The following is a 17,897-nucleotide window of genomic DNA, read 5'->3' as shown; positions in this document are numbered from 1 at the left end:
TTGGAAGTCGCCGACCTCGCGGCATATGTTCGACACCTCAAGCGCCAGAGTGACCTTATCCCAGCCGATGTTCAGCATGCGGGTGAGAACTGACGCCGCTTCCCATAAGCTATCGGAGGCGCGAGCCGCTTCGATCATGGCAGTGCGAACGGGCTGTTCGCTCATGTAGTCGAAACCACCTGTCGGCTCGTAGAAGACCGCCGCCGAAAGCAAGTCGAAAGCTGCGCTCGGATCGCCATACCGCCAGCTCTTTGACAGTAACAGCGCGGCATCTTTGTCGTCTTCGACCAGAACCAACCGGTCGGTCGCCGCGCGGCAGGCGAGGGCGGAGTCGGCGTGGGACTCTCCATCGCCACCAATCTCGACGTCTACCCGGCGGAGCCAGTCCCCCACGGTCTCGTTGGCGCCACCGGCGAAACCGAGGACTTCTGTCCACGCCTCCTCGAACAATTCCGCTTTGACCTGCGACTGATCGGCATTGTCGTCCTCGTCATACCGCTGACGGGCGGCCTCGCTCTCACTTCCAGCTCGTAACCCCTCCTCCCACGGCCTTGCGAGGAGAATGCGGAATTCAACCCATTGCCCGGGGTTGCGCAGGCTCGACAACTGCTCTATTTCACCCATGAGGTCATCGGCGCCCTCATTTATTGAGGGACGGTCCGAAATATCGCTCATGTCGAGGCCGTACTGCCATGCGACTGATGCGAGGAGTGTGTTCTGCGACGCCTCGTTTCCGCGAAGTGCGAGCAGTCGCCGCGCGAGGGCACCGTGCCCGCTGCGCGTCACAGCAATCAGGACGTCGAAGAAATCGCCGTCCGAGATTTCTGTGCCGGCGTCGTACTTGAGTTCCAGGTCAACCGTTCTGACGTACAGCATGACCTCGTTGATGCCGTCCGCATGCGCGTGTCTCTCGGCGAGTTCGAACGCCCGGCGTGCGGCGGTGGCACGGCCGCAACCCGAGAGCAACGTGGCGATCTCCAGCCAGTGCCGAGCGATCTGGCCCGGGTGAACGTGGCCGCTCGGGAAGGACTCCAACGCGACAAGCAGTCCCACCCGCAGATAGCCTCGGGCTCGAAGTACGCTACTCAACGCTAGCGCGGCTTCCACGTGCTTGTGGTACCCGGAGCAGTGGATGGCGTAGCCCCAAAAAATTCCGCTGTCGTCACTCATCATGAATTCTGCGTTCTCCACCGCATTGTCGAGCGTCAGCTCGCGCAATCCGTGAAACCAGGCCGCTGTGCCATCCCTGTACGCCTCTTGAAAATCGTTTAACGCCGATCGCGCGAGGGCTCGCGTCGAGAGATCACCGGCATCCATAAATCGCCGATCACCGTCGCCCAGCAGCCTCAGGACCTCCTGCCAGTCGCTGTCCGACATTGCCAGATCAACAGCGAACGCCGCTTGGAATCTGTCGGACCCCGCTCGAATCTGGGCCAGTTGATAGAACGCGACCAGCGCACGAAGTTGGCGAAGGTCACCCAGATTATGCCGTAGTGCTGGATACAGCTTGGTTCCCAGCACGTGCCACGCGCTTTCATATGCATTTTGATCCAGAAAGGCCAGGAATTTACCCGTATTAGCCGCTACTTCGCGAGGGTCTCCCATTCGTGACACCTCTGACCAATTCCAACCGGCGCCAGGCAGATAAAGTTCACCGTCGGCCGACAGTAGTTTCCGGTAGGCGTCGTTCACCAGTTCTTCGCTGGCGGATTGAATGACGGTATCGGCGAGTAGTTCATGCACGTCATAGTCGCCAGCGTCATCTCGGTGAACCAGATCGGCTTCACGCAGGGCAAGTATGACATCTTTCAGGTCCTCGTCAGCGTCGTCGGACTCCGGTTCACTCCTCGCCATGCCGAGCCACATACGACCGGCGGCAAGATCGGTCCATTGTTGTTCGCTGAGCTTCCTGCGCGAGACGGCCAGCAGCAGCAACATCCGGCGAGCGGGCTCGGACAGGTCTTCCAGAATCTGCTGTGGAATCAGGTTACGTGTCAGCTCGTCTCCGTGATCGAGGCTGATGCGAGCCCTGTCCTGCACGAGCCATTCATTGATTCGCCCGTTTCGGCGCATGAGGATGCGGCGGGCTACCAGCCGCATGAGGATGGGGCTACCGTGCAAGGCGGCGGTCGCGGTGGCCAGGTCGTTCCTGGTTCCCGATACGTTCAATTTTTGCCAGAATGGTGCCGCCAATGCCGGATCAATCGGGCCGAGATCGATACGCCGCACGTCAGCATTCAAAGCCGGGTCGTCAAGGAATGCGGGCGTCACCCGGCACGTAATGATGATCCGGACGTTTTCCGTCGCCGCGAACTGGCGGATGACATTTTCGGCGAGTGGATTAGCGATCGTCCGGAATTCTGAACTGAGTGCATCGATGAGCCTAGAAGAGGTTCCGTATAGATGCTCGAAAGCGTCCAGAACGAGAACACCACCGACGACGCTCATTCGTTGACGCAATTTTGCGATGGCGCTCGTCCTGTCAGCAGCCTCGCCCAACATAACTCGCGACGCGCCTTCCAAAGTTCTCGCGAGTCCCTCGGCATTGTCTGCGTCGTGCCCGAAGCCGTGCCAGATTCGAATGGCGGCGGGTTCGGAATTCAAGAAATAGCTCCAGGCGAGCGCACTTTTCCCCTGGCCGCCGGGACCCGCAACACACATAATGCTTTCTTCGGTCGCGGACCGATCGCTCCACCGGCTCAATTCTTCCATTTCCTGCGTACGACATGCTAGCGCCATGGTCCCCAGCAGACTGTGGCTGTTGTGCACATACGGTTGATTTTCTTCGATCTCCTGCGGCTGGCCCAACGCGTCACCTGCCGGGGCCGTGGCGATCTTGGGGCGCTGCCTACCGATCGGATTTCTCGCGCTCGCCGCCGCTCGATACAGCTTGTCCCAATCGTTGTCGTACCGGCCGTCATCAAGTACCGGCAGGCCGCACGCTCGCAGGATCTTCTTGAAACTGGTTGGGGTAGGCACAATCGGCCCGTTGATGGCCCGGGACGCTGTGTCGGGCGACATCCCCGCCTTGCTTGCGAGCTGCCGCAGCGACGGGTACCTCCGCCGATAGGCCCTGCCGAGCGCGCGTTTGAGATCGCAGACCGCCTCCGGGATACCTTCTGGCTCCGACCTCACGACCTCACCCACCCGTCCGTCCGTCCGGCTTGTGTCCGATCCCGTCCGACAGCGGAAACATGTCTGACCAGTGCAGCAGTAGGTCGCTGTCCGACGCAAGGTCGCGGCCAGCTGGCCCTCGCGGCCATCGTCCAGGTCAGAGTTCCCTGAACCGGAGGAGTGGCCGTGTCGATTCAGATGACCCTTCTTGTGCTTGCGCTGGCGATGGGCGCCGTGATCGCCCTGATTTCGGGAATCGCCGCAGGCGTACTCTCGTGGCTTGCTGGCACGCATCCTGCCGGCAGCATTGTGCGTGGCGGCGCGACGTTCGTCGGCGTTCTCGTCATGGAGGTGGCCGTCCTGACTTTGTTCTGGACAGTTTCCAACGGAGTTCGCTGAATCACTGGCGGCGGCCCGGAATCCGTTTCCGGTCTCCGCCGCAATCTCTGGCGCGGGCGATTCTCCGTCGGCAGCCACCACCGAGGTACTCCCACGCGATACCGGTGTGCAGCACGTAGAGAATCCCGCACAACACATCCCGGCACGTTAACGCCTTGCGGCCCAGGTACCGGAAGCACCGTTCGCGCCGCGGCTCCAGGCGATCCCACAGCTCATCCGACACAGTCCACGGCGATGTCCCCAGACCGAGCCGAACGCTCAACTCCCGCCCCGGACACGGTCACCGGCGCCGATCCACCTCATTGTGTTAGCCGTTGTAAGGGCGTGCAGATCTTTAACTCGTCTTTTTGACCTTGGTCTTGGCGGGGTCGGGAGCGAGGAACGTCGCGACGTCTGCTGGCGTCCGGAGGCGGGCGGTAGAGGTGCTGACGGGGTGGCCGTGTGCCTCAAGGAGCGGGCGGACTTCCTGTTTCGCACGGCTGATGGTCATGGCGGTGACCCCGAAGAGCTGGCCTAGAAGGTCCATGGTGGCGAGTTTGCGCAGGTGGAGCACGGTGACCAGGACCCGGTCGGCTGGGGTGAGTTTGGCTTTGGCACCTGTGCCGGGGGCCATCAGGCGCTCGTGACCGCGGCGTGCGCGGAGCACTTGCTCGCGTTGAACCTCCAGCGCGGGAGTCAGGGCGTCGATGAGCTCGCTGAGCTGTCGGCGGGTCATACCGGTCAGTTCGGGGTCCTGCAGCGAACGCCGCGTGAGGCGGGACGGCTTGTCCGCCGAGGCCTGGTCTGACGTGCTGTTGATCGCCGTCGCGTCCAGTGGATGTTGGGGGTGGAGGGTGTAGTTCCAGTCGCCGTGGAAGCGGTGCCGGGTGATCGGCAGGGCGGCGATCTCGTCGTCGCTGACCTGGATGCCGGTGGGATACGGGTTGGTGTCGAGTTCGGCGTGCACGGTCAGGCCGGTCTTGGTGGTGGTCGCGGCGATACTTTCGATGATGACTTCGTGGCTGGTCAGGGGCCTGCCGCGCCAGTTCATGGTGATGTGGGAGAACAGCCGGTGCTCGATCCGGTTCCACTTCGATGTTCCGGGAGGCAGGTGGCAGATGGTGATGGTCAGGCCGGACTCGGCAGCGAACCGCGCGAGTTCGGTCTTCCAGGTGCGGGTGCGGTAGCCATTGGAGCCGCCCGCGTCGGCGGTGATCAGCAGCCGGCCGGCCGTGGGATAGGCGGTCCGCCCGGCGCCGTTCCACCAGCGGCGGATGGATTCGACGGCGAACGCGGCGGTGTCGTGGTCGGTGCCCACGTTGACCCAGCCGGTGTTCGCGGCAACGTCGTAGATGCCGTAGGGCACTGCCCTGCCCAGCTCCCGGTCGGGGAAGTCGTGGGTGTCGACCCGCACCGGCTCGCCTCTCGGCTCCCACTCACGGCCGTTGTTCTTGAACGGGCCGACCAGTTCCTTCTTCTTCGTGTCCACACTGATCACCGGAGCCCCGCCGTCCTGGTGGTCGCGGGCCTGCTCGTTGAGGTAGTGGAACTGCGCGTCCCGGTCGGGATGCTGCCTGCCCTCCAGAGTCTTGGCGTTGCTCTGCAGGCTGAAGCCCTCCTCACGCAGGAGGTCGCCCACCGTATCCGCACAGATCCGGTGACCCTGCCGGGTCAGCTCCTTGGCGAGCTTGCGGGTGGATTTGGTGGTCCAGCGCAGCGGCGACATGGGATCCCCGCGAACGTCGGGCTCGACCAGCGTGAGGAGCGCCTTGCGGACGGCCGGGTTCAGGTCGGCGACACGTTTGCGGCCGGCGCCGGGCCGACGGATGCGTCCCAACGGGGCTTCTCCGGAGCCGAGTTCGCGTATTCCGGCAGACATCCTGGCCCCACGGACGCCGGCGGCGCGAGCGACTGCTCTGATCCCGCCGTGACCGAGGGACTGGGCTTCCGCCCCTATCAACAGGCGACGCTGCCGCTCGTCGAGGTGCGGCAAAATCGCCCCGAACTTGGCTGCCAGCACGGTCTGTTGCTCCTCCAGCGCGCTCATGCCAGACCAACGAGCCATCAACCGGAAAGCCACGAGTTATTGATCTGCACGCCCTAAGCAGTAGGTGTCTCGATCGACCGGTGCCTAAGAGAACGCTCACCATCGCCAGTCGCGCTCGGTGCTGAGTTCGTTCCGACTGGTTGCCTCCTGCGCGAGGCGTAGTCCCTTGGTCAGCAGAGTGTGCACTGCTGGTTGAAGCTCTCCGGGGATCCAGGCAGTTAGATTGTGGGCTCGTTCGATGTCGACGATGTCGCCGACAGTGGGTTGGTGGGCGAGCAGCAGGCGGTATAGCGCAGTTGCCGGTTCGATCGGTGGCAGGCCGTGCGGTGTGCCGTTGATGGAGGCTCTTGCCGGGATGGCGATGCCCTCGGCGTCGAGGTCGCCGTAGTAGACGATGCGGTGGATGTCGGGGAACTCGGCGATGTTTTCTACGGATGCTTCGAAGGCTCGTCCGGAACCGAAGGCGATGTATCCGATGCGGCCGGGGGCGGGTTCGAGCAGGTGGCGCAGGGTGGCGTAGGTGTCGCTGTTTTCCACTACGAGGACCGTGTCGCCGTTACCAAGCCTGCGATGGGCCAGCGGGGGCGGTTCACGGTAGGTAGCGAGTTGCTCGAGGGTCAGTCTGCCCGGGGCAAAAAGCGCTCCGGTGATCAGCGTATCGAGGCGTTTTTCGAAGCGGAAGATTTCGTATGAGCGCTCGCGCAGGGGCAGCGGAATGCGTCGGGCTGGTTGGTTGTGGGAGTCTCGGAACCAGCGGTTGCAGGCGAGGAGGTCTTCGGTCTGGGACGCTGTTAGCTGGGCATCGTAGGCCCAGTTGAGTTCTGGTCGCCATGACACATGCTGGTGTGGGTTGGAGGGCTTCGTCGACTGTGCGGTGGGTATCCGGACCTGTTCCGGAAGGGCCGGGTGGCCGGCGTCCCATTTGGTGCGGGAGGTGGGGAGGCCGATGATGCCGTGTTCGGCGATTTCATACAGCAGCGTGGCGAGGGTGCTGCGTGCGTTGTCGCCGCTGGCGGCGCCCGGTAGAGCTTCCCGGAATGCCTCCATGACGCTGGCCCGGCTGACCGTTACGCGTTCGGCGCGGGCCTGGAGAGCGGCGCTGAGTTGTGCCGCGGCGGGGGAGAGCGGCGCCTCGACCTGGTCTGGCGGTGAGGTCACTGAGCGCCGCCCTGCTTCCTGTAGAGGCGTGCCGAGGTGAGCATGCCGGCGGGTTCAGCGGCGTCTTGGTCGGGGGCGATGCGCGGCGTAGGGATGAGGGCGTTGCGTACGTGCTCTTCGAGCCGGATGAGGGCGAGGCCGCTTCGAGCTTCGGCATCGTTGCGGAGCTGGATGCGCATGGGGAAGCGCGAGGTGACGTCCTCGTCGCTCAGTCCGGTGGTGTAGATCAGCTGGATTCCCAGGGCGGCGGCCATCTCCATCTGGATGTCAACGAGGTATCCGGCGTTGGCCCGGCCGATGGGATTGTCGAGCAGGAGCAGTCCGCCGTTGCGGGTACGGCTGCGGGGGCCGGGCGAAGTGCGCAGGGCGGCGAGTGCGCAGTACAGGAGGATGGCTCCGGTCAGTTCCTGGCCGCCGGAGAAGACGCGGCTCATCTCTTCGACGGGGACGCGGTCCAGGCGCTGGGAGGCATTGGGCTTCATGACCTCTGCGGTGAACCCGCGGGGGACTGCTGCCAGGAGGCAGCGCATCACGACGTCGATGCCTTTGAGGTTGCGGGTGCGCTGATTGCCGGCCAGCGCGTCGATGGATTCGTGCATCTGGGCCGTGAGGGCAGGAAGGTCAGGTTTCTTGTAGCGGATGGTGAGGAACTTCTGCCCGGACCAGGGGGCGTCTCCCTCGGGGAAGGCGGAGAAGCGGCTGGCCTGGTCGAGGCGCTGCAGGAGGTCGGTGACGTGGCCGCTGAGGTGTGAGGCGAGGGTCTCGCGGGCCTTGGCCATGCCTTCGAGGTCTGAGGTCAGGGCTGCGATGCGGGAAGCCAGTGCGTTGGTCCAGGTGGCGGCCATCGCTGGGATGTGGTGGCTGTCCAGGGCGGAGATCTGTGTACGCAGGGGGATGTCGAGTCGTTCGAATCGGACATCGATGGGTACTTCTTTGAGCCGGCTGACGCTTCCTTCCAGCTTTCGCTCTGTCTGGCGCGCTGTGTCCCGGCAGGTGGTGTGGGCGGCGACCGCCTGGCGGGCGGCGGATGTGGCGGCTTCGGCAGTGCCGTTGTAGGGCGGCTGGTCCGGCGGGACGGTCAGGCCGTGGACTGCAGTTTCCAGCATCGGCAGGACCCGGTCGAATGCCGCCAGGTCCTTGGTGGAACTGGTCTGATTGCGGCGAGCGGTGTTGAAGGCGTCATGGGCTAGACGTTCCTCGTTCTGAGCCGTGCCCAGTTCGCCTGCTGCCCTGACTTCCAGCTCGCGGGCCTCGGCGACGGTGGCCGGGGTCCAGGCGGTTGATTCTTCGTCGTTAGGCAAGACTGCCGGTTCCAAATGCCTGACACGCTCTTCAAGCCGGCTCGCCTGATCCCGGAGTCCCTGGAGTGCCGTGTCGTAGGAGTCGATCTCGACGGTGAGGGCGCGCAGAATCGCGTCGCGCTGAACAGCGTCACCAGCCCGCCCATCTCGACTGTGGGCCAGGGCCAGTCCCCGGACTGATTCGGGGACTTCGTCCCATTCCTCCTGGCTGGCGAGCAGCGCCTTCTGCGCTGTCGCCGCTCGCACCTGCTGGTCCTCGCCGACCTCAACGCCTCTCAGTTCGTCCTGCGCTTGCAGGTAGCGGTGCTGGAGAGAGGGGAGGGGCAACAGCGGTGCGCCGGAGTCATCGTGCGCCTGCTCTGCCTGGGACGTGCTGGTGATCTTTTCGCGCGACCGGACGTATCCCTCTGCAGCCTGCTCGGCTGATTCGATGGCGCGCGCGAGACGCAGGACTTCCTTGTCCGCCTCATCGATCTGGCCCGCCAGGGACTCGAGTTGGGTGTCGCGTGCGATTTTTTCACCGGTGAGGACCTTGATCCGGGCCTGTGCTTGGTCAGCAGCGGACTCCCCTTCCGCCAGGCGAGCCAGTTTCTCGGCGATTTGCTGCGCGGCCTTAAGCCCTTCGGTACGGCGGTCGTATTCATCCTCGGCGACCTGCAGCGCAGCCTCTTTCTCACCTGCTGCGGTGCGGGCTTCGGCCAGCTTGCTCTCGGCTTCCTCAGCAGCGGTCTCCAGGAGTTCCAGTCGACCGAGCAGCTCGGACACCGGCCGGAGACCACAGGCATCACGCCAGTTCGCGATCTGGCGGAGCAGGTCGCGTACAGCGGTAATGCGCTGACTGAGCGAATTCACCTCGCGGGTGACCTCGGTGATGCGGGCATCGACCGCGGCGCGTTCGTGTGCGGCGGCTTCTTCGTCGTGGAGGGCGGGGGAGGGTTCGACCACGAACCGGCCCGCATCGGGTGCTGCTTGAGTGCTCAGCATCCGCTCTCCGGTGCCCACGGTCACGGCGGCGGACGGCAGCGGGCGAAGGCGCTCCACCAGGGTCCGGGCGGTGTCCAGGCCGTCAAGGCCGCCCACGATGATCCCGCCGACCAGGTCGGGGTGCGTGTTGATGACCTGCTGGCGCTCGCTGGTCGGGACGTTGTCGTGCATCCACTGCCAGCCGGGCACGGCGTGGATCCCGTGCTCCGACAGTTTTCCGCACAGGTCGCGTACCTCTGCGGCGGCGGGCAGCAGGCCCTCGCTGGTGTCGAGGAGGGCGAGCAGGGTTTGATCGCTCTGCAGGTCGATGCGCTTGTGTGTGAGTGTGGTCTCGAGCCCGCCGGAGCGGCGCTCGGCGAGCTGCTGCAGGGCGTCGGCGTGGTCGTTCAGCCAGCGCAATGCGTCGCTGGCGCCCAGTTCGTCGCTGCTGGCCTCCAGGAGCTCGCCACACAGCGGGTTGCTGCGAATGTCCTCAGCTTGAGCGCGCAGCCGACTGGTCTCCTCCTGTGCCGCCGTCGCGGCTCCTCGCGCGGACCAGGCCAGTTGTTGTTGCTTCGACAGCGCGGTGTGGGCTCGGTCCCGTTCGGTTTTGACGCTCTTGCGGGCCTGGTCGGCTTCCCGGAGCAGCTGCTCGCTGTGGCGCGCGTCGTCCCGGGTGCGGGCGGCGGCATCGGCGGCGCTTTCCTGCGGGGCGAGAAGGTCTAGCTCGCGGGCGGCACTCAGGCGTAATGCGAAGTCGTCGGTCTGCTTCTGCAGAATGCGGGATTCTGCCTGCGCGTCGCCCGCCGCGGTGAGCAGTTCGTTGCTGCGGGTACGCCATTGGCCGATCTGTTTCTGCGTCTCGCCTGTCACACGGTGGTGCGTACGGATTGTTTCGCGGGCCTCTTGCTCGGCCCGGGTGTAGCCGGCGCGCAGTGCTGCTGCTGCGGTGTCGAGGGCTTGGATGTAGGGGGCGGCGGTGCGTTCGGCCTGGACGAGGGCCTGTTGGGCGCGGTTGTTGTCGTCCTGGGCCTGTGCGTGGCGTAGTGCGATCGGTACGCTCGCCCACGCCGCGCTCTGATGCTGCGCCTCCTGCTTTTCCTTCTGAGTGGCCTCCTGCTGAGCGGTGATCTCGCCCAGCTCGAGAGTGTGGGCACACAACTGCACGTGCCGGACGCGCGCGTGGGCGAGAGCGCTGCTGCTCTTCGCGGCCTCCAGCGAGCCGTGAGTATTCTTGAGGGCGGCGTTTCTGTCGCTCTCGGTGGTGGTGAGTTGGGTGTGACGCGCACGGACCGTAGAGGTGAGGTGTACGAGGTGCTTCTCGGCGCTCTGGGCTGCACCGGCATGCTGTGAGTACAAGCCGTGGAGGCCGGCGACGTCCTCGCATGCGCGGTGCATCTCCACCGCGAAGTGCCGCTCCCTCTCCCATTGGGCACGCTGGTCGTGCGCGGCGGCATAACCGTGGAAGGCGGTGCCCAGTTCGGTGTACTGGTCGTCGTCTGTGGCCTTGCGCAGGAGCCATTCGACGAAGGCGTTGGCGGTGTTGGTGGTGAAGGCTGCGGCGGCGTCGCTCTCCTTGGCGTTCATCCTGCGCTGCACGTCGAAGAGTTCGGGCTGCAGGCCGAGACCGCGCAGGTGTTTCTCCCACTTCTCCTGGCCGTCGACGAGGTGCAGCTCGAGCGCTTCCACGCGTTCTTTCCAGTCGCGTAGTTCGGTGCAGTAGTCCTCGTACGGAGTCCAGTGCCCCTCGCGGTGGAAGGGGAGCCGGTCGGCGTCCAGGGCCGCGCACGGGTGGAAACTGTAGAAGCAGCGCTGGAGTTTGCCGTCGCGCTCGGGGGCCAGGGCCTGTGCGGTAACCAGCAGGCGTCCGGTGCGGGCGTCGGCCCATTCGAGCACCACGTGCGAGGGCTGTGCCATGGAGATGGTGAAGTTGCGCAGCGTCTCCAGATCCTGGTGGTGGAAGGGGATGGTGGTGCAGGTGATGCCGGTCAGTAAGACGCCTTTGCCGCCGCCGTTTTGCAGCATGACCAGGCTGGCGGGTGCCGGGCGCTGGGTGACGTGTCCGGCGTCGGGAATCAGCGAGGCGGTCTCCACCTCGGCGCCGACACCAGAGAAGTCCAGCGGCACGTCCTCGTAACGGGCATCGCGGGGACCGAAGTTTCGCAGCAGGATGCGGTTGAGCTCATACATGGAAGGAGTCCTTGGGGGAGGGCGGTCAGCTGAACAGGCCGTTTGCCGGCACGGCATCGTCCGGCGACGGCTGTGCCTTCGGTGACGGCTGGGCGTGGCTGGGTGCGCCGTCCGTGGGCAGGGCTGCGACGCCCAGCGCTGCGAGTTCCCGCAGCATGTCGCGCGCGGCCTGGTCGCGTATCTGCAGCCGGTACTTGACGTGGGTGACGTAGGTGCCGGCGTCCTCGTCGCTGACCTTGCTTGCGAAGCCGTGGCTTTCTAGATGAGTGAACGCCCTTTTCACCAGGGCTCTTGTAGACGCCTGCGGCGCTCTGCCTGTCTGCGTTTTGGTCTTGCCCGTGGCGTTGCGGCGCAGGTAGGCCCGCCACAGCCCCTCCAACCCCGGTTGACCGGAGGGCGGATCGACGTCCTCGCCAGTTTGTGCAAGACGGCGTTCAATGGTCGAGGCCCGGATGCGGACCTCGTCATCGACCTGCCGGACCGAGATCCGCCCGACATGCTCGTCATCGTCGAGGTCCTCGGGGCGGGGAAAGACCATGGACGCAATCGTCAACTGGGCCAGCAGATACAGGGGGCGATCGGAGGTCTGCGGGACGAGGTCGGAGATGGACACGGCGAAGTCGGTCTCGGGCGTAGTGCCCAGGACCAGCCCGGTCAGAGGATGGACTTCCAGCACTTTCAGGTCGAATCCCTGGGCGACCTTCCACACCACCTGCGCGAAGTCCGGCTCGGTATCGAAGCGTTGGACGAGGCGGGCGTATTCGCCGGAGCGAGCGGGCGCCTTGCGGCGGGTCATGGCGAAGGCGACCATCCGGGCAGCCTCGGCAGCATCCTCGTGGCGGTTCATGCACTCTCCTGATCAAGCGAGTGGGCGTCAGGGCCTTGCGGGCGGCGCGGTGTGGGGAACGCGGGCAGTGGAGTGTCCATCTCCTGCGTCATGGGGTTGCTCCGGGTGCGGACCAGGAGGAAGTCGCTGCCGCCGGAGCGTTCGTCATCCAGGACCGTGCCGTCGTCGACGGCCACCACGGCAGCCTCGCCGCCGGCGAGCTGGCGCACGGGAATGAGCCGGAACAACTGCTGGACGCGGAGGGTGAGCAGCTCGTCGGTTCCTGCGTCCGGGCCTGTTCCCGGGCCGGGCTGGCGCGTGGTCTCCAGCAGGGCCGAGAGCCGCACGCCCTGGCCCGTGACGGCTGCCAGCAGAGTGTCCACCACGTGGTGCTGCTCGTCGCCGAAGGCGGAAGGGGCATCGATCTGCGACCAGTCGTACTCGTCCTGGACCGGCACCAGCTCCCCACCGGCCTCGTCGGCGACCTGGGCGAGCCCCTCCAGGTAGTCAGGCAGGTACATCACACGAGGGCGCACAGGCCCCATGACCGCGCGAGTGAAAGCCTCCAAGGGACCCAGGCACGCGTCGAGGGAGAGCTCCAGCACCGGTTGAAGGAGCTGCTCATACAGATGTACGCGGGTGTGAATCGCCGGAGCTACGAATACCTGACGGTCTTGTTGCCGCCGGAATTCCGGACCGACTTCCATCAGCATCTTGATCAGTACCGCATGACGTTTCCAGCACTCGTGGATGAGTTCTGCGAGGTCCTGCAGTTGTCTGCGCTTGCGGCCATCGTCGGTGGCTTCCAACAGCTGGTTGACCCGCTCCTTTTGCATCGTCTCGGCCTCGGACCGGCTGCGAACGTGCTCCAGAGCCTCATCGACGGTGTCTTTGACTTCTGTGTCCCAGTCCACCGCCCGCACATTGCGCTTCATCGATTCGATGCGCCCGTGGATGTCTTTGGCGTACCGGATGCTGTGGATCTGTGCGTTCTGGGCGGCCTGCCACGCCTCGCTGATCCGTGAACGCTTGAGCAGGGCCTCCAGTTTGGCCTCCGCGGCGATCTGTTCCGAGGCGATGTCGACGTCGATCGCATGCACCAGCACGGTGATCGCCGCGTCTGTGGCGATGAGCGCGGCCTGCCCCACATGATCGGGGACTTCCTTGAGGATCTGGAAGGATGCTGTGCGCGTCTCGTATCCGTCGTCGGTCACATGCCCGACTTCGTGGTGGAAGGCGCGGTCGCGTTCTTCGGTGTTGATCAGCCGCTCGGTCACCCATCGGGCGACCGCCCGGTACTCCTCCCCTGTCCGGTTCGGAAGCTGCAGCGCGGCGAACTCGGACACGTGTTCCACGACAGCTTCCTGGCGCACGGCCGAGGTCATGTCCGTGCGCAGTGTCACGAAGTCAATGGCGGCCAAGGCCAGCTCGGCCATGCGGTATCGGTCCCACCCGCGTTCCTTCTTGGCCTTGCTGTTGTCCAGGGCCATCAGTGGGGAGCCCACGGCCAGGGCCCTGATCCGTGAGGTGATGCTCTCGTAGACTGTCGACGGCTCTTCGAAGATCACCAGTTCTGTCCCCCCAAGTTCATTTCTGGTGCGCTGAGTTCACGCTAAAACACGGCACTGACAATGACTGTGGAATTCGAACTAATGACTTAATTCTGGTGTGGCTATCGGTGAATGCATTGGAGCCCAGGGGGCTCGCTTGAGGTCGAGAGTGAAGCTGCCGAACCTGCCAGTGCTGTCGGTCAGGGATGGCGTGTAGCCGTTGCCGGAGTAGATTTCTGGTCCCGAGCGGGTGAGGGGGTCTCGGGTGCCGCGGCGTCACAGGTGGAGGGCGCCCGTGGTGCGGGTGAGTCTCAGGCTGCCGGGGGCCTGGTGGCAGGTGAAGGTGCCGATGTCGGTGTGCGGCCGGACTCGTCCTGGACGCGCGGAGCCTGGCGGGCCGGCCGCCGTGTTTTCGCTGCCTCTGCGAGGACCTGGTCGTGGCCGCGTGACGGATGTCCGCTGAGGCCCTGCGCGGGATCGCCAAGCCGACGGAGCCGGTGATGTGGCGGGCGGATCAGATGGGACTCCTGCCGGGTGCGCCAGTGGGCAGCGCCGGGCTGTGTCAACGGTCGCTTTGAACTCCCCGTCACGGCTGCCGGTGATCAGCTGATGGGGCGTGTTGGCCGGGTCCTGGGTGTAGGCGGTGATCCGTGTGGCGACGGCGAACGCGCGGTCCAGCAGGGCTCATTGAAGGACCCTCTCGCCCCAGTATTCGGGTGATCCAGCGGGTGTGGAGACGAGGTGCATCAGGTCGCTGGCGGCGAGGCCGTCGGCGAGGAGCCCGCGGTGCTGGGCCTCCCAGAGCACAGTGACCGGGTCCAAGGGGCCACCGCGGTGGACCAGATAGGTCAGGCGGATGAGACGTGCGGCCTCGTGGAGTGGAGCTCTGGTGAGCGCGTGGCGGGTTCGTGCTCTGAGCCATGCTCAGGCACGCCAGCCTGGAGATATGGAGATCGAAGTCCTCGTGGTGCCAGGGTGCCCCACCCAGTGCATGACATTCCCAGGCGCACTCGCACAGGTCGACCACGTAGCGCTGCGGCAGGGGGCCGGGATGCGGGGCCCATCCTGATCAAGGGTCAGGGTTGATCAGGAGGAATCGTCTGCCTGTGTGTGCCAGTGAGCTAGGTTGTCCCGGGTCTTCTTGGTCTGTGGGTGGTTCTCGCCGAGGATGCGGATCTCGTCGCTGAGCAATTGCGTGTGCTCGGCGACGGCACGGGGGATGTCTCCTGCCTGTCCGTGAAAGGCGGCGAGGTTATGGCGCACGGTCAGCGTGGCCGGATGGTCTTCCCCGGCCACGCGCCGAATGTCGGTCAGGAGCGCTTCCAGTTCCTCGACGGCGCGGGTGGTGTCACCGGCGATGCCCCGCCAAGCGGCGATCTGGTTGCGTGCCATGAGGGCGGCTGGGTGATCGGGGTCGGCCGTGGTGTGCAACTCCGCCACGAGCTCCTCCAGCACGCGCACCGCACCAGGCAGGTCTTCTGCGTCGGCCAGAGCGATGGCGCGGGAGTGGGCGGAGGCGACCAGCCGGTGCACGGGATCCGCTGAGCCCGTACCGCCGGAAGAGTCTCGGTGATTTTCGCCAACTGCGGTGGTGGCGTTCCCCCGCTGTTCGCGCAATGCAGTCAGGTTACGCTCGGTCGTGAGCACGTTGGGGTGGTCCGGGCCGAGGACGCGTTGCTGGTCTGCGAGAACCTGCTCCAGCTCGCGGGCGGCGACATCGGCTTGCCCTGCATCGATCCGTAGACAGGCCAGGTCGTGACGGACGTCAAGGGTCTTGGGATGGTCGGGACTTAACGCCTGCTGCATGACTGGCACCAGGGATTCCAGCACCCGCACTGCTCCGATTTGGTCACCCGCCGCACTGCGCCATACGGCAAGATTGTGCTGCGTATGGAACGTCGCCGGATGCCCCGGTGATAGGAGGCGCTCTTCATCGGACAGGAGTGCCTCTAGGACCTCGATCGCCGCTTCGGGGTTCCCTGCCAGGCCGAGCCAGTTGGCGAGATTTCCGCGAACGGTCAGGGTGTCGGGATGCCGCTGCCCGAAGATGCGCTGCATGTCCTCGACCAGCGCGTTGAAGGCGGTCGCTGCTTCACTTGCCGAGCCCGCCTCCCCTCGCCAGCCGGCGAGATTGTGCCGCGTGGCCAAGGACGCCGGATGATCCCGGCCCAGTGTCTGCTCACGGAGCACCAGTACCTGCTCGAGCTCGGTGATTGCGACCCGCAGGTTTCCCGCTTCGGCGCGCAGCGAGGCCACGTCGTGACGAGCCTCGAGAGTCATGAAGTGCTGGGGCCCTAGTATGCGTTGCATGTCCGCTACCACCTGGACCAGCTCGGCGACCGCTTCGGTAGGGCGCCCTGCGGCTCCGCGCCAGTCGGCAAGGTTGTGGCGGGCGGAGAGGGTGCTGAGATGGTCCGGGCCCTGAACGCGCTTACAGTCGGCCACGAGCTGCTCCAACAGTGCCACCGCGCCGGCCGGGTCGCCTGTCCGCCCCCGCCAGGTCGCCAGGCTGTGCCGGGTGCTGAGGGCGTCGGGATGGCTAGGGCCCAGCACGCGTTCCCGATCGGCCAGGACCTGCGCATATGCTTCCGCCGCCCCGGCGGCATGCCCTGCCTTACCCCGCCAGGCCGCCAGATTGTGGCGGGCGTTGAGGGTGAGGCGATGGTCGCGGCCCAGCACTTCTTCGTGCAGGGGCACGAGGGATTCGAAGGCATGGGCGGCACCAGCGGCGTCTCCGGCCTCTCCTCGCCAGCCGGCGATGTTCGCACGCAGGGTCAAGGTGGCGGGATGGCGGGGCCCCTGGAGCAGCTCCTGTTCGGGGAGCAGCTCCGCAAGAGCCGCTGCGGCCCCGGCCGCATCGCCCGTCTGCCCGCGCCAATGCGCTGCACAGGCCCGCAGGCTGAGAGTCTGCGGGTGCCGTTCCCCTAGGAAGCGGTGGGCCTCGACGGACACGTGCGCGTAGTACTCGGCGGCAGCAGCCGACGCACCGGACTCCCCGAGGCTGGCGCCGTACGTGTTCAGGACGGGGTGCGCCGCGGGCCGCCACAGTGCTTCCAGCCCATGGAGCCGAAGCGGTGGTACGTTCGCGCGCAGCCGCTGACACAGACTCCGATCGCGCTCGGTCTCCGGCCACGAGCTCTCCAACGCGTCTGCGGCAGCCCGCACGACTTGGGAGAGGTCAGGAGTGGCTTCGCGTACGGACCGCTGTACGAGCTGGTGGATTCGTACCTGACCAGGCCAGCCCTTAGCCGTGTCACCTGTGCTGTGGTCAAGCAGGTTGAGCCGGTTCAGAACCCGTAGCGCCTCCCGCACCTCCCGCGCATTCGGCGCCCGCATCCCGGGGACGGAGCGTCGCGCCTCCAGGTACTCCAATGCCGCCTCCGTGGCGAACAGGCCATCGGGTATGTCGGCGCCGTTCAGTACCCCGGCAAGTTCCAGCAGAGGCCGCGCCAACCCCGTCGGACGCAACTCCTGGGCCCGCCGTACGGAGATCTCCCACACCGCTGGAACGGGGTCGCGGTGCCCGTCGGGCAGCGCGACCTCCTGTGGCAGTGCCTCGTCCAGGGAGTGGGCCTGATCGGCCAGCAGCTCGAGGTAGGCCGACGCGTCCAGGTCGGCGTCCACCAGATAGGCGGCCGCCTGGGCCAAGGCGATCGGCAGATGGCCCATCTCATCAGCGAGCGCGGCCAGTTGGGCGTCCGTGTCATGCTGGTGGCCACGTTCGGTACGGTCGAGCGCCCGCCGCAGGTACGCGAGCGACTGCTCGGCGGTGAACACGCCAACGTGGATGACTGTGCGGGACGTTGTGGTCCAAGCGGCGTCGCGTGAGCGGGTCGTGATCAAGGTGCGCCCAGTCGACGTGCATGGTGGCCATAGGCTGTTGAGGTCGCGAGGGGCCGTGACGTTGTCCAGGACGACTAGCCAGCTGCGCTCAGTGGTGCTCAGCCAGGTGAGGAACTCCTGGGCCACCAGTTCCTCGTCCTGGTCGATCTCGCGATCGGTCAGGATCATGCGTGCTGCCCGGGCATAGACGTCGGTGATCGCCTGCCGTTCGCTGGCCGCTACCCACACCACCAGATCCACTGGGGAATCAGAGTCCCACACGGAGTGGGCGAGGTCGACAGCCAGTTGGGTCTTTCCGACCCCGCCCATCCCAGACAGCACCTGTTCACCGCTGGTCAGGACGGCCGTACTGCCGCCCTCGAGCCATCGGCGCAGCATGTCCTCCTCCAAGCGATGCTGGTAAAAACCGGCTCGCGGGGGCAGGGCGCCGATACGCACGGGCCATTCGACGGCAGGCCGTGGAGCCTGATGATAGTGCTGGTGGTGCTCCACCGAGCTGCCCGCCGCCCAGGCGTTGTACTTGATGT

General features: G+C 65.7%; 8 protein-coding genes and 2 pseudogenes. 2 read left to right on the top strand and 8 right to left on the bottom strand.

The window, feature by feature from the left end; genetic code table 11:
- Positions 1-2,937 precede the first annotated feature (2,937 nt).
- A pseudogene (locus tag OG975_RS01695) lies at positions 2,938-3,135 on the bottom strand (helix-turn-helix domain-containing protein); the annotation flags it as partial.
- Positions 3,136-3,300: 165 nt separating this feature from the next.
- Here OG975_RS01695 and OG975_RS01690 point away from each other — a divergent pair.
- Positions 3,301-3,513 carry a hypothetical protein gene (locus tag OG975_RS01690; RefSeq protein ID WP_406326838.1) on the top strand — a complete coding sequence of 71 codons (213 nt, stop codon included), beginning with the start codon at positions 3,301-3,303 and terminating at the stop codon, positions 3,511-3,513.
- Positions 3,514-3,550: 37 nt separating this feature from the next.
- Here OG975_RS01690 and OG975_RS01685 read toward each other — a convergent pair.
- Together OG975_RS01685 and OG975_RS01680 are read right to left on the bottom strand one after the other, a co-directional pair.
- Positions 3,551-3,775, bottom strand: a pseudogene (locus OG975_RS01685) (transposase); the annotation flags it as partial.
- Positions 3,776-3,847: 72 nt separating this feature from the next.
- Complete coding sequence (locus tag OG975_RS01680; RefSeq protein WP_406336112.1) at positions 3,848-5,452, bottom strand: ISAzo13 family transposase; 1,605 nt, start codon at positions 5,450-5,452, stop codon at positions 3,848-3,850.
- Here OG975_RS01680 and OG975_RS01675 point away from each other — a divergent pair.
- Complete coding sequence (locus OG975_RS01675; protein ID WP_406336782.1) at positions 5,420-5,596, top strand: hypothetical protein; 177 nt, start codon at positions 5,420-5,422, stop codon at positions 5,594-5,596. The two genes, OG975_RS01680 and OG975_RS01675, sit on opposite strands and share 33 nt — an antisense overlap.
- Positions 5,597-5,635: 39 nt before the next feature.
- Here OG975_RS01675 and OG975_RS01670 read toward each other — a convergent pair whose 3' ends face one another.
- The 5 genes from OG975_RS01670 to OG975_RS01650 all read right to left on the bottom strand — a co-directional run bounded on the left by OG975_RS01670 (position 5,636) and on the right by OG975_RS01650 (position 17,760).
- A complete protein-coding gene (locus OG975_RS01670) occupies positions 5,636-6,697 on the bottom strand; it encodes a Wadjet anti-phage system protein JetD domain-containing protein (protein ID WP_406326837.1) in 1,062 nt (353 codons plus the stop codon).
- On the bottom strand, positions 6,694-11,151 hold the full coding sequence (locus OG975_RS01665; protein WP_406326836.1) for a hypothetical protein: 4,458 nt from the start codon (positions 11,149-11,151) through the stop codon (positions 6,694-6,696). The genes OG975_RS01670 and OG975_RS01665 overlap by 4 nt, the downstream gene beginning before the upstream one ends.
- 25 nt (positions 11,152-11,176) lie before the next feature.
- On the bottom strand, positions 11,177-11,998 hold the full coding sequence (locus tag OG975_RS01660; RefSeq protein WP_406326834.1) for a hypothetical protein: 822 nt from the start codon (positions 11,996-11,998) through the stop codon (positions 11,177-11,179).
- Positions 11,995-13,545, bottom strand: a complete 1,551-nt coding sequence (locus tag OG975_RS01655; protein WP_406326832.1) for a hypothetical protein — start codon at positions 13,543-13,545, stop codon at positions 11,995-11,997. Before OG975_RS01655 ends, OG975_RS01660 begins: the two co-directional genes overlap by 4 nt.
- Before the next feature lie 1,068 nt (positions 13,546-14,613).
- A complete protein-coding gene (locus OG975_RS01650) occupies positions 14,614-17,760 on the bottom strand; it encodes a tetratricopeptide repeat protein (RefSeq protein WP_406326831.1) in 3,147 nt (1,048 codons plus the stop codon).
- Between the last annotated feature and the right edge of the window lie 137 nt (positions 17,761-17,897).

The sequence above is a fragment of the Streptomyces sp. NBC_00203 genome, from assembly GCF_045206325.1.
Lineage (GTDB): Bacteria > Actinomycetota > Actinomycetes > Streptomycetales > Streptomycetaceae > Streptomyces > Streptomyces lutosisoli.
The sequence above is the reverse complement of the archived record's forward strand: the minus strand, read 5'-3'. Positions and strand labels throughout refer to the sequence as shown.

Coding starts and splice junctions, on each gene's coding strand:
- OG975_RS01665 (WP_406326836.1), bottom strand. CDS start 11,151: ATGTATGAGCTCAACCGCATCCTGCTGCGAAACTTCGGTCCCCGCGAT.
- OG975_RS01660 (WP_406326834.1), bottom strand. CDS start 11,998: ATGAACCGCCACGAGGATGCTGCCGAGGCTGCCCGGATGGTCGCCTTC.